General features: G+C 31.4%; 12 protein-coding genes. 7 read left to right on the top strand and 5 right to left on the bottom strand.

Translation table 11 applies throughout. The features are described from left to right. Positions 1-27: 27 nt before the first annotated feature. From EV195_RS10110 to EV195_RS10100, 3 genes are read right to left on the bottom strand one after another with little or no spacing between them, the layout of a single operon-like run. A complete protein-coding gene (locus tag EV195_RS10110) occupies positions 28-531 on the bottom strand; it encodes a DUF4252 domain-containing protein (protein WP_132794829.1) in 504 nt (167 codons plus the stop codon). A 42-nt stretch (positions 532-573) separates the two neighbouring features. Further along, the gene (locus EV195_RS10105; RefSeq protein ID WP_132794828.1) at positions 574-1,050 is read right to left on the bottom strand and encodes a hypothetical protein; all 477 of its coding nucleotides are present in this window, start codon (positions 1,048-1,050) and stop codon (positions 574-576) included. Then, positions 1,037-1,546, bottom strand: a complete 510-nt coding sequence (locus EV195_RS10100; protein ID WP_132794827.1) for an RNA polymerase sigma factor — start codon at positions 1,544-1,546, stop codon at positions 1,037-1,039. The genes EV195_RS10105 and EV195_RS10100 overlap by 14 nt, the downstream gene beginning before the upstream one ends. 163 nt (positions 1,547-1,709) lie before the next feature. Between EV195_RS10100 and EV195_RS10095 the strand changes: the two genes are divergently transcribed. After that, positions 1,710-3,170 (top strand): S41 family peptidase, encoded by a 1,461-nt coding sequence (locus EV195_RS10095; RefSeq protein ID WP_132794826.1) that lies wholly within the window; start codon positions 1,710-1,712, stop codon positions 3,168-3,170. A gap of 140 nt (positions 3,171-3,310) precedes the next feature. Further along, entirely contained in the window at positions 3,311-3,826 is a 516-nt protein-coding gene (locus tag EV195_RS10090) for a hypothetical protein (protein WP_132794825.1), read from the top strand. On the opposite strand, the gene EV195_RS10085 is transcribed toward EV195_RS10090, so the two are convergent. Both EV195_RS10085 and EV195_RS10080 read right to left on the bottom strand, forming a co-directional pair. Then, complete coding sequence (locus EV195_RS10085) at positions 3,823-4,710, bottom strand: DUF72 domain-containing protein (RefSeq protein ID WP_132794824.1); 888 nt, start codon at positions 4,708-4,710, stop codon at positions 3,823-3,825. The two genes, EV195_RS10090 and EV195_RS10085, sit on opposite strands and share 4 nt — an antisense overlap. Further along, positions 4,707-5,648, bottom strand: coding sequence for a patatin-like phospholipase family protein (locus tag EV195_RS10080; protein ID WP_132794823.1), 942 nt, complete (start codon positions 5,646-5,648; stop codon positions 4,707-4,709). Before EV195_RS10080 ends, EV195_RS10085 begins: the two co-directional genes overlap by 4 nt. 50 nt (positions 5,649-5,698) lie before the next feature. On the opposite strand from EV195_RS10080, the gene EV195_RS10075 reads away from it, so the two are divergent. The 5 genes from EV195_RS10075 to EV195_RS10055 all read left to right on the top strand — a co-directional run bounded on the left by EV195_RS10075 (position 5,699) and on the right by EV195_RS10055 (position 14,353). Further along, positions 5,699-6,739: a WD40/YVTN/BNR-like repeat-containing protein gene (locus EV195_RS10075; RefSeq protein ID WP_132794822.1), complete on the top strand. Its 1,041-nt coding sequence runs from the start codon at positions 5,699-5,701 to the stop codon at positions 6,737-6,739. 81 nt (positions 6,740-6,820) lie between these two features. Next, positions 6,821-9,769: an amidohydrolase family protein gene (locus tag EV195_RS10070; RefSeq protein ID WP_132794821.1), complete on the top strand. Its 2,949-nt coding sequence runs from the start codon at positions 6,821-6,823 to the stop codon at positions 9,767-9,769. A gap of 19 nt (positions 9,770-9,788) precedes the next feature. Next, positions 9,789-11,084, top strand: coding sequence for an amidohydrolase family protein (locus EV195_RS10065; RefSeq protein ID WP_132794820.1), 1,296 nt, complete (start codon positions 9,789-9,791; stop codon positions 11,082-11,084). 71 nt (positions 11,085-11,155) lie between these two features. Continuing rightward, on the top strand, positions 11,156-11,953 hold the full coding sequence (locus tag EV195_RS10060) for a TrmH family RNA methyltransferase (RefSeq protein WP_132794819.1): 798 nt from the start codon (positions 11,156-11,158) through the stop codon (positions 11,951-11,953). A gap of 183 nt (positions 11,954-12,136) precedes the next feature. Then, positions 12,137-14,353, top strand: coding sequence for a RelA/SpoT family protein (locus EV195_RS10055; RefSeq protein ID WP_132794882.1), 2,217 nt, complete (start codon positions 12,137-12,139; stop codon positions 14,351-14,353). The last annotated feature ends 24 nt before the right edge of the window (positions 14,354-14,377 follow it).

Raw genomic sequence — 14,377 nt, 5'->3', positions numbered from 1 at the left:
TTTTTATTTTTTATATAAAAATCTAAATTATTTATCAGATTTTTTATCGTAATCTTTAGCGATTTCAGCTAATTCGTTCATGTTAATCTCTCCGATTAAAGATATGATTGTAGAGCTCTGCTTGTCATCTTTACCATCTTTACTCTTTACAAACATTAACACCTCACTTACGATATCCTTGTTGCTTGTAGATTTGATGTAAATTTTAACTCTAGATCCTTTGTCTTTAACACGCATTAATTGAGTCATGTTTCCTTTCTTGATAGCTGCATTAGCCATTGCTTCCATTTTTGAAGCTATATCTCCATTCTCAGTAGAAAACACTTTTAACTCTTCTAATCCTTTAGCTGTATTAAAAACCTTCATGTCTTCAGACTTAGCATCAGGGAATTTCTTTAATAATTCAAATGCTGCTTTTGTTACTACAACTGTTGATACATCGTCTAAATCTTCTAATGAATCGAATGTTCCTTGAGCAAAAGTTATGTTAGACATAAATACCATTGCTACTAATAATATTACTTTTTTCATGATTTACTTATTTACTTAATACTTGGTTTTACTTTTAATTTTTTAATAATTTACTTTTTTGAGTACTGTATTTGCAGTGTTCTCATAGATTTTCAATTGGCTTACAGCATCACTTCCTTTATTTAAGTTGTCTGAAACTGCATACAATGCATCGTTTCCTTTATTTAATTGAAATGAAACCTTTTCAAGTGCTTCTTTAACTTGAGCAAAGTATACTCTTTGTTGATACTTATCGTATTGAACTTTACCTACATAAACACTTACTAACAAAGCTAAAGATGCTGCTACTGATAACCATTTAAAGTTCTTTTTACTTTTTTTCTCAGGTTTTAACTTAATGGTTTTGGTAAACGTCTCACTTTGATTTTGTTTAAAATACCCGAACATTATTGCATAATCTTCTAAATGTGGTGCCACATTACCTGAAGTAAAATACGTTCTTAAAATATTCTCTTCTTGTAGAGATGTTTCAGCTTCTAGGTATTTTTCTATTAATTTTTCTATGTTAGCTAACTCCATAGTTATGTTGTTTAATTAATTCTTCTCTAATTGTTTTACGTGCTCTTGATAATGCTACTCTAACTGCGGTTGGTTTCATATCTACCATTTCACAAATTTCCTCAAAATCATACTGTTCGATATCTCTTAGTTGAATGATTATCTTTTGTTGTTCTGGTAAATTTTCTATCAGTTTATGAACATTACTTACACTATCTTTATACTCTATCTTCTTTTCTAAAGAAGTATCCTTCTCTTTGTAATTGCTATGAACTAATGTTAAATTACTAGCTTGTTTCGATTTTAATCTATCAAAACAATAATTCTTAGTCATTGTCATAGCAAACGCTTCTACGTTTTTATATTCGCCTAACTTCTCCTTGTTCTTCCATAATTTAAAATAAAGCTCTTGTGTAGCGTCTTCTGCTTCTTCTGTAGACACAAGTAAACGTTTGGCTAAACGAAAAACTTTATCTTTAAATGGTAATACAGCTTTTAAAAAGTCTGACTGTTTCATTGTTTGGTAATTGAGTTAGTTGTAATTTATTGATTTATTTTACGTCTTAATTATCAATATTACACCCTTACGACGAGGTAGAATTTATTTTGTTACAAAGAAAGTTAAAAAAAATACTAAGTTTTGCATAAATTGCGTTATTACTTGGATTAAACCTGATCAGATGAAGAAATATTTCCAGCTTAAAAATCTTTTTTTAATTGTTTTTACAGTAACTCTTGCTAGTTGTTCTAAAACAGAAGACATTCCTCAAGATATTGAAATCAATGATTTTGTATGGGGAGGTATGAATGCTTATTATAAGTGGCAGGGAATTATTCCTGATTTATCAGATAATAGATTTTCTACTAGAGAACAATTAAACAGTTATTTAAGTGGAACTGGAACGCCTGATGAACTTTTTAATAGTTTACTATCGTATCCTAATGAATTTCCAAAAGATCCAAATAGAGTTTTTTCATGGATTACAAGCGATTACATTGCCTTAGAAAACTCTTTTCAAGGAATTAGATTAACAAGTGGTTTAAAGTTAGTAGCTATTCCGTATGCTGATAATTCTGGTAATGCTTATGTGGTAGTTAGAGATGTAGTAACAGGATCAGATGCTGATATAAAAGGAATTACTCGAGGAATGATTATTTCTGAAGTAAACGGAACACAAATTACAACTGGTAATGTAAGTCAATTATTTGAACCTAATAACTTTACAGTAAGTTTAGCAGATTATAATGGTGGAAATCCAACTACAAATGGAACAATAATTAACATAGTAAAATCGGAAGTTACCGAAAACCCAATTAAAGTTGCTACTATTATTAACGAAGGAGCTAATAGAATTGGATATTTAATGTACAATCAATTTGCTTCTGATTTTGATGATGAGTTGAATCAAGCTTTTGCCAATTTTCAAACAGGTGGTATCACCGATTTAGTTTTAGATTTACGATATAATGGTGGAGGATCAGTTGCATCAGCAGTGTACTTATCAAGTATGATTACTGGTCAGTTTAACGGTGAAGTTTTTGCCAATAAAATTTGGAACGAAAAAGTAATGGCTAATTTTAGTGCTGATAATTTCATAGATCGTTTTACTGATAGAATTGTAAAAAAAGACAGTAACGGTAATACTATTCTAGACGAAACCATAAATAGTTTAAACCTAAGCACAGTTTATATAATTGTTAGTGAACAAACTGCTTCAGCTTCAGAATTAATTATTAACTGTTTAAGACCTTACATAGATGTGAAATTGGTTGGAACAGAAACTGTAGGAAAGCAAGTTGCATCTATTACGTTATACGATTCTGATGATTACACTAGAAACGGACCAAATTTTAATGCTTCTCATACTTGGGCTATGCAACCAATTGTATTAGAAATTCAAAATAGAGATGGACAAAACGAACCTAATGGTTTTACCGCAGAAGTTCAAATTGCTGAAGATAATAGTAATCTTGGTGTTTTAGGAGATCCTACAGAACCTTTATTAGAAAGAACTATTCAATACATAACAACTGGAGCTAGAGGAACTAATTTTTCATTTACTAGTGAAGTTGAAAAGCCTATTTGGAATTCAAACATGAAGAATTTAGATTACAATAATATGTATATACAATTCAAGTAAGCTTATTTCTAAAATAGCTTTACTAACTTATAAAACTACCTAGATTTAGGTAGTTTTTTTTATGCTTCAATTATTATCTTTGAAAGAAGACAAAAAAATAACTACAAATTATTACCAATAAATCTGCTATATGGAAATACATGTCAAACCTTTTTATTTCTTTGGATCAATTTAGAAATGTTATTGCCGGAGGTTATGCAGACAATACAATTTCAGCTAGAATAGGATACTATAACCATCATTACTTCCCTGATAGAAAATCAGTTCCTTTATATTGGAAAATACTTGAGCAAATAATAGATTTTACTTTTAAACCTGTTGATGGACCCAATCATTGTCATGAAGCTTTTCACAACGACCCAAGTGAAGTTTTTGATAATAAATTAACTAATTTCTTAGTGGTTTTAGCATCAATCATCATCATTGTACCAAGTTGTGTTCTTATCGGAATTATTTTGTACTCGTTAACAGGGATTAAAATAGTGAAACAAAAAGTAATCAATAGAAATCAAAAAATTAATGAACGTTTTGATGGATGCAATAAATTTCTCAATAGTATTCGTTATGAAATAATAGAACATCCTAATGAAATAGATCTACAGAATCTTGAAAGTCAAAAAGAAACTATAAAACAACAATTAGAAAGTCTTAATTAAAACAAGCTTTGCTGTTCTTCTTCATTTGGAATTTTTAAACTAATTCCTAGTTTAGAATTCAGTTTTTTGATAAAATAAGCCGCTAAAAGTGGTGATTCAACTTCTAAATTTTGATGCACAAAAAAGTGGATGTTTCGTAAACCTACATCAACCCATTCTTTTAATCTAAGTACCCAATCATCTAAGCGTTGGTAATCTGAACTGTGATTTGCTCCAACATACCTTATAAATGCTTCATTATTGGTTAAACGCATATGCATCATATCTCTTCTACCTGCGGTATCAACTATTGTATTGGATACACCATTCTCTTCTAATAAATTATAAAATTCATTAGAAATAGCTTCATCAGTAAACCAATCAGTATGCCTACACTCAACTGTTAGAGGAATATCTTTTGGCCAGCTTTCCACAAAATTTTGAAGTCTATCAAAGTTTTTAGGTCCAAAATTAGCATGTAATTGTAAGAATATAGTTCCTAGCTTCTCCTCTAATCTAGTCGCTGCATCCAGGTAGTAATTTACGGCATCAGCAACTTCTTGTAGACGCTTCCAATGACTAATTTCTTGGGTTAACTTTGGAAAAAACTTGAAACCATCTGGCGTTTTACTTTTCCATTTCTCAAACTGTTCTGGCGGAAATTGTCTATAGAAAGTTGCATTTAATTCAATAGAATTAAATTGACTAGAATAATATACCAATTCATCTTTAGTACCTCTTGGATAAAAACCTTTTAAATCGGCTTTATTCCATTTTGCGCATCCCACATAAACAGATAAATGTTCAGATTTATCCAAATTAGACAATAGTTTAACAGTATCCTTATGAGTTTCAGGAAACGAAAAATCTATTAACTCTGGATGTGCTACTTTTCCAAACTTCATGAAGCATCTTTAGTTTTTTTGTCTATTAATTCTGGTCTAAAATCATTCATAAGTGATAAATCTTTCATTTTAGCATACTCATAACCTTGTAACCACCAAGAAGACATTTGTTTTTTATCAAACACTAATGAATTGGTAGTTAAAACTGTAGGTGTGTAATATAGATTTAATTTAACATCTTGATATTTTGCAGATAATTTTCCTATGGTAACATTATGTTTTTCCACATGTTCTAACATAAAACCAAAAACATCTAACATTAACGAAAATGGATTTTTAGCAGGTATTCTATTAATTTGATTCACTTCTGTTTCTAAAATAATAGCATCTACTTCTTTTGCGCCTCTGTCTATAGCTTCTCTAATAGGAACTAAACACCCAAAACCTCCATCTGCATACTGACATGAATTCTTTTCTAACAGACTCATAAAAGGAACATAATTACAAGAACCCCAAATCCAATCACAAAAATCATCGTAACTATAATCTAATATCGATTTGTATTCAATCTCATTGGCTGTTAAATTAGAAACCGTTACAACTACATCCTTATTCTGTTCTCTAATGATATCATACATTTTATGGGTAATATTAGCCCTAATAAGTTTTAGCAAATTCTTACTCTCACCAAAAGTCTTTCTTCCGTTTAAAAAATTCCAAAAGGTATTTCTATGTCGGATTGAGACTACTTTTACTCCGTGAACATTCTTTATTCTGAATGGATTATTACTAAAAATATTTCGCTGATCAACATTGGTGTATAAGACTTTTAATTCATCTACCATACCAACAGCCAAATGAGATACCATTAAACTACCCGTAGAAGTACCTAAAAATAAATCATAATCCTTCTTTTTTTCCTTCATTAAAAACTCAACAACACCACCCGCAAATGCGCCTTTACTACCACCTCCAGAAATTACTAGTGCTTTCTTCATAAATATGAAATGATTTTCTCTATTTTTAGTTGCATAAAAATAGACAAAAAATGAAACGTTACCTTACAATTATTTCATTATCCTTTTTTTTCACCTCATGTAAAGAAAACTTTACACCTAGAGAAATTAACACCATAAGTGTTAAAACATACAAGATTGATAGTACTAGCATACGAGCTATTTATGCTAAAAATAAAGACACTTTATATTTTGCCGGCTCAAATGGAAGAATTGGAACTACAACAGATGGAGGAAATACATGGAATATTAATACCCTTACTTTTCATGATTCTATAAAACCACATTTCAGAAGTATTTCAAAAACAAAAAACGCTTTGTTTGCACTTTCTATTGCTAATCCGGCTCTCTTATATAAAATTGATGATACCCAGAAAATAGTATATACAGAAAATAACGAAAAGGTATTTTATGATTCCATGAAGTTTTTTAGCAATGGAATTGATGGAATTGCAGTTGGTGATCCAACAAGTGACTGTCCGTCTATAATTACTACAAATGATGGAGGGAATACTTGGACAAAAATTTCTTGTGAACAACTTCCTAAATTCGAAGAAGGTGAAGCTTTCTTTGCAGCCAGTAACACAAATATTAAAATTATTAATAATATAGTTTGGATTGCCTCTGGAGGAAAAAAAGCTAGAGTACTGAAATCTTCGGATAAGGGAAAAACTTGGGAAATCTATACTACTCCTATTGTGCAAGGCAATGGTCCTCAAGGCATTTATTCTATTGATTTTTATGATGAGAATAATGGGATAATTATCGGTGGCGATTATTCTAAACCGAATGACAATTGTAAAAACAAAGCCATTACTACTGATGGAGGTAAAACTTGGCAACTAATTGCAGACAATGAAAACCCAAATTACAAAAGTTGTGTACAATATGTTCCTGAAGGTGATGGAAAAGAAATTTTTGCAGTAGGAAAAACAGGAATATCATTTTCTAATGATGCTGGAAAATCTTGGAAGAAACTTTCTGATGAAGGCTTTTACTCAATTCAATTCATAGATAAAAATACCGCTTGGCTATCAGGTAATGAGAAAATAGCCAAATTGAGCATTCCTTAATTCTTAATTTTATGTTAAAGGAAATTCATTGTGGAATTAATTGAATATTTTTAGTCGTTATTTCAATCAATTAATTCTACAATGAAAAAAATAGTACTACTATTTCTCTTCTGTGTATCAATAAGTTTCTCTCAAGAATACTTTCCTACGAATACAGGAGTGAAAACAATTCAAAACACTACAGTTGCTTTTACCAATGCAACTATTTATGTAACTCCAACTAGTAAGATAAACAAAGGAACTTTATTAATTAAAGACGGTAAAGTTGTTAATGTTGGTAAAAATGTTACTATTCCAAAAGAAGCGAAAATCGTTGATGTAAAAGGAAAATATATTTATCCTTCATTTATTGATGTGTATTCAAGTTTTGGAATAGCTCCTGTTAAAAGAAGTCCGGGTGGTGACAGAGGTCCACAATACGATGCAAACCGAAAAGGATATTATTGGAATGATCATATCAGACCAGAAACAGATCCTTTAACGTCTTTTTCATTTGATGCTAAAAAAGCAAAAGAATTAATTGATGCTGGATTTGGTGTTGTAAATTCTCATTTGGAAGATGGTATCATGCAAGGTAATGGAATTTTAGTTGCTTTAAATTCAGATGCTACAAATGCTTACCGAGTTTTAGAACAAAAAACTACGAATCATTTATCATTTTCAAAAAGTAATGCTTCTGGTCAATCTTATCCTACTTCAAGAATGGGAGCTATGGCATTGATAAGACAAGCTTACATGGATGCAGATTGGTATGGTAAAGGAAACTCTAAGAATTCTGACTTATCCTTAGAAGCTATTAACAAGAATAAAGACTTACCACAAATTTTCAATGCTGGAGATGCTATTAACGCCTTAAGAGCAGATAAAGTTGGAGACGAGTTTGGTATACAATATACTATTTTAGGTGGTGGTGATGAATTTGAAAGAATTCAAGATATTAAAAAAACGAATGCTACTTTTATCATTCCTATCGACTTCAGAAAAGCCTATGATGTAAGCGATAAATTCTTAGCAGAAGTAATTTCATTACATGATATGCGTAAATGGAATCAAGAACCTTCTAACCCTGCTATGCTTGCTAAAAACAATGTAAATTTTGCTCTAACAACTCACAAGTTGAAATCAGTAAAAGATTTTAGTAAAAATTTACAAAAAGCAATTCAGTATGGTTTAGATAAAACGAAAGCTTTAGAGGCGCTTACTACAACTCCTGCTTCAATTTTAAATAATACTAAAATTGGAAACTTAAGCACTGGAAGTTATGCTAACTTTTTAATTACTTCAGGTGATATTTTTGACGATAAAACCACTGTTCATGAAAACTGGGTACAAGGAAGTAAAAACATTATCAATGATATGACCATTCCTAGCTTAGAAGGAACTTACATGGTAAGTGTTAATGGAAATTCATATGAATTAACAATTTCTGGTGAAGGAGATAAACAAAAAGGTGAAGTTAAATTAGGGGATAAAAAATTAAAATCTACTTTTTCATTTAAAGACGGATGGATCCAATTAGCAATTAATGATAACGGTAAATTTATTCGTTTAGTTGGTACTGTTGTTAATGATTTAAATGGTGTGAAAGGAACCGGAACTGATCATTATGGAAACGACATTACATGGAATGCTTCAAAGCAAGTAAAGAAATCGGATGATAAGAAATCTAAAAAGAAATCAGATGATAAAACTCCAGAAGTTGTAGCTGTAACATACCCAAATATCGGTTTTGGAAATACTACTAAACCAGTACAACAAACTATTTTAATTAAAAATACAACTGTTTGGACAAGTGAAAACAAGCAAGTTTTAACAGGTACAGATGTATTAATAAAAGACGGAAAAATTAGTAAAATAGGAAAAAACTTATCAGCTAGAAGTGCTAAAGTAATAGACGGAACAGGAAAATACTTAACAGCAGGAATTATTGATGAGCATTCACATATTGCAACATCGGCTGTAAATGAATCTGGGCACAACTCAACAGCAGAAGTTACCATAGAAGATGTTGTTGATCCTGATGATATTAATATTTATAGAAATATTGCTGGAGGTGTAACTTCTATTCAAATTTTACATGGTTCTGCAAACCCAATTGGTGGTCGTTCAGCTATTATCAAACTTAAATGGGGAGAAAATGCTGAAAATATGATTTATGACAACTCTCCTAAGTTTATCAAATTTGCTTTGGGTGAAAACGTAAAACAATCTAACTGGGGAGACCGTCAAACGATTCGTTTTCCACAAACTAGAATGGGTGTTGAGCAAGTATTTATTGATTACTTTCAACGTGCAAAAGAATACGATGCTAAGAAAAAAAGCGGACAACCATATAGAAAAGATATCGAGTTAGAAACATTGGTAGAAATCATCAATAAAGAACGTTTTATTACTTGTCACTCATATATCCAATCTGAAATTAACATGCTTATGAAAGTTGCAGAACAATTCGACTTTAATGTAAACACGTTTACACACATTTTAGAAGGTTATAAACTGGCTGATAAAATGAAGAAACATGGTGTTGGCGGTTCTACTTTTGCAGATTGGTGGGCTTATAAATATGAAGTTAATGATGCTATTCCTTATAATGCTGCTATTATGCACAATCAAGGAGTTACGGTAGCAATCAATTCTGATGATGCTGAAATGTCAAGAAGATTAAATCAAGAAGCTGCTAAAACGATAAAATATGGTGGTTTAACAGAACAAGAAGCTTGGGAAACAGTTACTATCAATCCTGCTAAATTATTACACTTAGACAATCGTACGGGAAGTATTAAAGAAGGAAAAGATGCAGATGTAGTACTTTGGAGTGATAATCCGTTATCTATATACAGTAAGGCTGAAAAAACTATAATTGACGGTGCTATTTATTTTGATATTGAAAAGGATATTGAAAAACGTAAAGCTATTAAAGCTGAAAAAGCTAAGCTAGTTGAAATGATGTTACAGGAAAAAATTGGAGGTGCACCAACACAAGCTCCTTCAAAAAAGCAAAAGAAATTATTCCATTGTGATACTGAATAAGAACTTAAAACGAAACAAAATGAAAAAACAATTTATATACATATTGCTAGGTTTCTTATTCATTGGAAATCTTAGTGCTCAACAAACTCCCGCTCCGAAACAAAAAGAAGCGTTTAGTATTGAAGGCGCAACTGCTCATTTAGGAAACGGTACAGTTATAGAAAACTCTTTAATAATGTTTTCTAATGGTAAACTAGACTTTGTTGGTAGTGCTAACTCAAGAATTGCTCGTAAAGGTACTATCATCAACGGAAAAGGGAAACACGTTTATCCTGGGTTTATAGCAGCAAACACTTCGTTAGGATTAGCTGAAATTGATGCTGTAAGAGCTACTAGAGATTTTGATGAGGTTGGTGGTTATTTACCACATATTAGAAGTATTATCGCTTACAATGCAGAAAGTAAAGTCGTAGAAACTATGCGTCCTAATGGTGTATTAATGGCTCAAATTACACCAAGAGGCGGAACTATTTCTGGTACATCTTCTATTGTACAGTTTGATGCTTGGAACTGGGAAGACGCTGCTATGGTATTTGATGATGCCATTCACATTAACTGGCCATCTAGTTTTTCTAGAGGACGCTGGTGGCTTGGTGAAGATGCTGGTTTAAAACCTAATAAAACCTATCCTGAAGCAGTTGATAAAATTGTAAATTATATTAAAGATGCAAAGAATTATTTGGCTGGAGATAGAACACCAAAAAACCTGCCTTTTGAAGCAATGGAAAAGTTACTCAATGGTAAACAGAAACTTTTTGTTCATGCTTCGGGAGAAAAGCCTATCACCGATGTTATTAATATCTTCAAAAAATTAAACATCAATAATTTAGTTTTAGTACATGCTGAAGGTGCCGATAAAGTTGCTGATTTAATTAAAGATAACAACGTAAGTGTTATTGTAAATAGAGCTCATAGATTACCTAATAGCGAGGATGAAGACTATGATTTACCATATAGAACGGCTAAAATTTTAACGGACAAAGGTATTGTAGTTGGTTTAGGAATGGAAGGTGACATGGAAAGAATGAGTACACGAAATCTACCTTTTTATGCTGGTACGTATGCTGCTTACGGACTAGGAAAAGAAGAAGCCTTAAAATTAATCACCTCAAATACTGCTAAAATTTTAGGAATCGACAATCAAGTTGGAACATTAGAGGTAGGTAAAGATGCGACTTTATTTATTTCGGAAGGAGATGCTTTAGACATGAGAACAAATATAATCTCTCAAGCATTTATTCAAGGAAGGAAAATTAGTTTAGAAACACATCAAACAAAACTTTGGAAACGATATTCTAATAAATATCAAAACTAATTTATAAAGCTCGGTTTACACCGAGCTTTTTTATTCTAACAATAAAAGATGTTTTAAGTATTTTTGCGGTAATGAAGAATATATCTAGCATTCAAAACTCGTATATAAAAGAGCTTATAAAGCTTCAAGAAAAATCAAGAGAACGAAAAAAGAAACAGCTTTTTTTAGTAGAAGGTAAACGAGAAATTTCTCTTGTGATAGATAGCAGTTACAAGATTAAAACTGTTTTATTTATTAATGATAATACAATCGACAATGAAGAAATTTTAAATCAACTTCCTAAAGACATTGAGCGCATTGAAATTTCAAAAGAGGTATATGAAAAGCTAGCATATCGTGAAACTACCGAAGGAATTATAGCTGTTGTTCAAAGCATTGATTTTTCATTATCTAACTTAAAATTCAACACTCCTACTCCACTAATCATGGTAATGGAAGGAATTGAAAAACCAGGTAATATTGGAGCTATGTTACGAACTGCTGATGCCGCTAATGTTGATGCAGTTTTAATTGCAAACCCAAAAACAGATCTGTTTAATCCAAATATTATTCGCTCAAGTGTAGGATGTGTGTTTACGAATCAAATAGCTGTAGATTCATCAGAAAATATTATTCATTTCTTACTACAAAACAATATTAATATATACAGTGCTACACTCCAAAATTCTAATGCTTACCACAAAGAGGATTATACCAAAGCAAGTGCAATAGTTGTTGGTACTGAAGCTACAGGTTTAACTGAAATCTGGAGAGAAAAAGCCACACAAAACATAAACATACCTATGCAAGGAAAAATTGATTCTATGAATGTGTCTGTAGCTTGTGCTATCGCTGTTTTTGAAGCTAAAAGACAACGTAATTTTATTTAGTACTCTTCTAAAACAAACAAACATCAACATAAAACCTTAATTAGAATTGTTTTCTCATCCAGTTATACTGATTAAGTTATAATCAGTTAACATCTTTTTTTGCAATGACAAAACTTGTTCATTACAAATCTTTATAGTACTTTCACTTTACAATGTAAGTAGATTAATAAATCCCCTGTAATGATGGAGTACACAGCAACGATAGAAGAAGAAAACAAGGAAATAGCAAATCGCTACAAAGATTTGCTAAAAGGGACTTATCAAACTTTATCTGAAGACGATAAAAAACTTATACGTAAAGCTTTTGAGGTAGCTGTAGAAGCACATTCTAGCCAGAGAAGAAAATCTGGCGAACCTTATATTTTTCACCCTATTGCTGTGGCAAAAATTGTTGCCTACGAAATAGGCTTAGGTGCTACTTCTATTGCAGCAGCTTTGTTACATGATGTTGTTGAAGATACCCAGTATACGGTTGACGATATGCAACAGTTATTCGGTGAAACAGTAGCTAGAATTGTTAGTGGACTTACCAAGATTTCTCGACTAAAACAAGATCAGGATTATTCGATTCAAGCAGAGAATTTTAGAAAAATGTTATTAACATTACATGACGATGTTCGTGTAATATTGATAAAAATTGCTGATAGATTGCATAATATGCAAACTATGGATTCTATGCCACCTCACAAACAGGTGAAAATTGCATCCGAAACGTTATACATTTATGCTCCTCTTGCACATCGTTTAGGGCTTTATAACATTAAAACTGAACTAGAAGACTTAGGGTTAAAATATACTGAACCTGATGTTTACAACGATATTTTACTTAAAATAAAGGAAAACAAAGAAGAACAACAACGGTATATTGATTCTTTCAATTCTAAAATTAGAGAAGCTTTAGACCAAGTTGGCTTTAATTATCAAATAAAAGGAAGGTTTAAATCTATCTATTCTATCAGAAGAAAAATGCGAAAGCAAAACGTTTCTTTTGATGAAGTATATGATAAGTTTGCGATTCGAATTATTTATGAGCCTACTTCTGGTGATGAAAAATTTGATGCTTGGAAAATATACTCTATTGTTACTGATTTTTACAAGCCTAACCCAGCTCGTTTAAGAGATTGGATTTCACAGCCAAAGTCTACAGGGTATGAAGCCTTACACATAACTGTTGTTGGGCCTGATGCTAAATGGGTTGAAGTACAAATTCGTTCTCAAAGAATGGACGAAATTGCCGAAAAAGGATATGCAGCGCATTTTAAGTATAAGCAAGGAAATGAAAACGATAATGGTTTAGATGACTGGCTAAACAAACTAAAGGAAACTCTTGAAAACAATACCTTAAACGCGGTAGATTTTGTTGAAGACTTCAAACTAAACCTGTACGCAAAAGAAATTTATGTATTCACTCCTAAAGGTGATCTTAAATCGCTACCTAAAGGTGCTTCGGCATTAGATTTTGCTTTTGCTATACATACTGATGTTGGTCTAAAAACTAGAGGTGCCAAAGTAAATGGGAAATTAGTTCCTTTAAGCTACGAGTTAAAAAGTGGTGACCAAGTTGACATTTTAACTTCTGCGACTAACAAACCAAATTCTCGTTGGTTAGATTTTGTTATGACTGCCCGTGCTAGAACAAAAATTAAATCGGCATTAAAAGCAGATGAGAAAAAGATAGCCGAAGAAGGAAAAGCAATCTTAGCAAGAAAGCTACGTCATTTAAAAATTAATTACGACGAAAAATTAGTTCATGAAATAGCTAGTTACTTTAATTTACAAACCAGTTTCGATTTATTTTATAGAATAGGAAATGGTGCCATTGACAATACTCTTTTAAAAGAATTTGTTAATCAAAGGTCTAGTCCTATCATGAATTTCTTGAAGAATCCATTTAAAAGAGGTTCTCATAAAAACATAATTGACACCGAAGAAGTTACCAGTAAATATGATGCTTTAGTATTTGGACAAGAAGAGGAAAAATTAGAATATTCGTTGTCTGTTTGTTGTAAACCAATTCCTGGTGATTCAGTTTTTGGATTTGTTACAATTAACGACGGTATTAAAGTTCATAAAAACAACTGTCCGAATGCCATTTCTTTACAATCAAACTTTGCATACAGAATTATAAAAGCAAAATGGATAGACTCTACAAAACAAGAATTCTCTGCAATTCTTATGATCAGTGGCGTTGACAATAAAGGAATTGTAAATAATATAACACGAATTATTTCTAGTAATATGGATGTTTTTATTAACAGTATCAATATCTCTGGAAATGCGGGTATTTTTGAAGGTAAAATATCACTAACAATTAAAAACAAGAACCAGCTTACGAAACTTATCAATAATATCAAAAAAGTTGAGGGTGTACAAAAAGTTACACGTGTTAATAGTTTGTAGATATATTCTTCTGTAGTTAGCTTT

It is taken from the genome of Tenacibaculum skagerrakense, assembly GCF_004345825.1.
GTDB classification, from domain to species: Bacteria; Bacteroidota; Bacteroidia; order Flavobacteriales; family Flavobacteriaceae; genus Polaribacter; species Polaribacter skagerrakensis.
Note: the sequence above shows the minus strand (reverse complement) of the source record. Positions and strands in the feature narration are given on the sequence as shown.

Excerpts from the sequence above, each read along its gene's own strand:
- EV195_RS10110 (WP_132794829.1), bottom strand. The coding sequence starts at position 531 with ATGAAAAAAGTAATATTATTAGTAGCAATGGTATTTATGTCTAACATA.
- EV195_RS10105 (WP_132794828.1), bottom strand. The coding sequence starts at position 1,050 with ATGGAGTTAGCTAACATAGAAAAATTAATAGAAAAATACCTAGAAGCT.
- EV195_RS10100 (WP_132794827.1), bottom strand. The coding sequence starts at position 1,546 with ATGAAACAGTCAGACTTTTTAAAAGCTGTATTACCATTTAAAGATAAA.
- EV195_RS10095 (WP_132794826.1), top strand. The coding sequence starts at position 1,710 with ATGAAGAAATATTTCCAGCTTAAAAATCTTTTTTTAATTGTTTTTACA.
- EV195_RS10090 (WP_132794825.1), top strand. The coding sequence starts at position 3,311 with ATGTCAAACCTTTTTATTTCTTTGGATCAATTTAGAAATGTTATTGCC.
- EV195_RS10085 (WP_132794824.1), bottom strand. The coding sequence starts at position 4,710 with ATGAAGTTTGGAAAAGTAGCACATCCAGAGTTAATAGATTTTTCGTTT.
- EV195_RS10080 (WP_132794823.1), bottom strand. The coding sequence starts at position 5,648 with ATGAAGAAAGCACTAGTAATTTCTGGAGGTGGTAGTAAAGGCGCATTT.
- EV195_RS10075 (WP_132794822.1), top strand. The coding sequence starts at position 5,699 with ATGAAACGTTACCTTACAATTATTTCATTATCCTTTTTTTTCACCTCA.
- EV195_RS10070 (WP_132794821.1), top strand. The coding sequence starts at position 6,821 with ATGAAAAAAATAGTACTACTATTTCTCTTCTGTGTATCAATAAGTTTC.
- EV195_RS10065 (WP_132794820.1), top strand. The coding sequence starts at position 9,789 with ATGAAAAAACAATTTATATACATATTGCTAGGTTTCTTATTCATTGGA.
- EV195_RS10060 (WP_132794819.1), top strand. The coding sequence starts at position 11,156 with ATGAAGAATATATCTAGCATTCAAAACTCGTATATAAAAGAGCTTATA.
- EV195_RS10055 (WP_132794882.1), top strand. The coding sequence starts at position 12,137 with ATGGAGTACACAGCAACGATAGAAGAAGAAAACAAGGAAATAGCAAAT.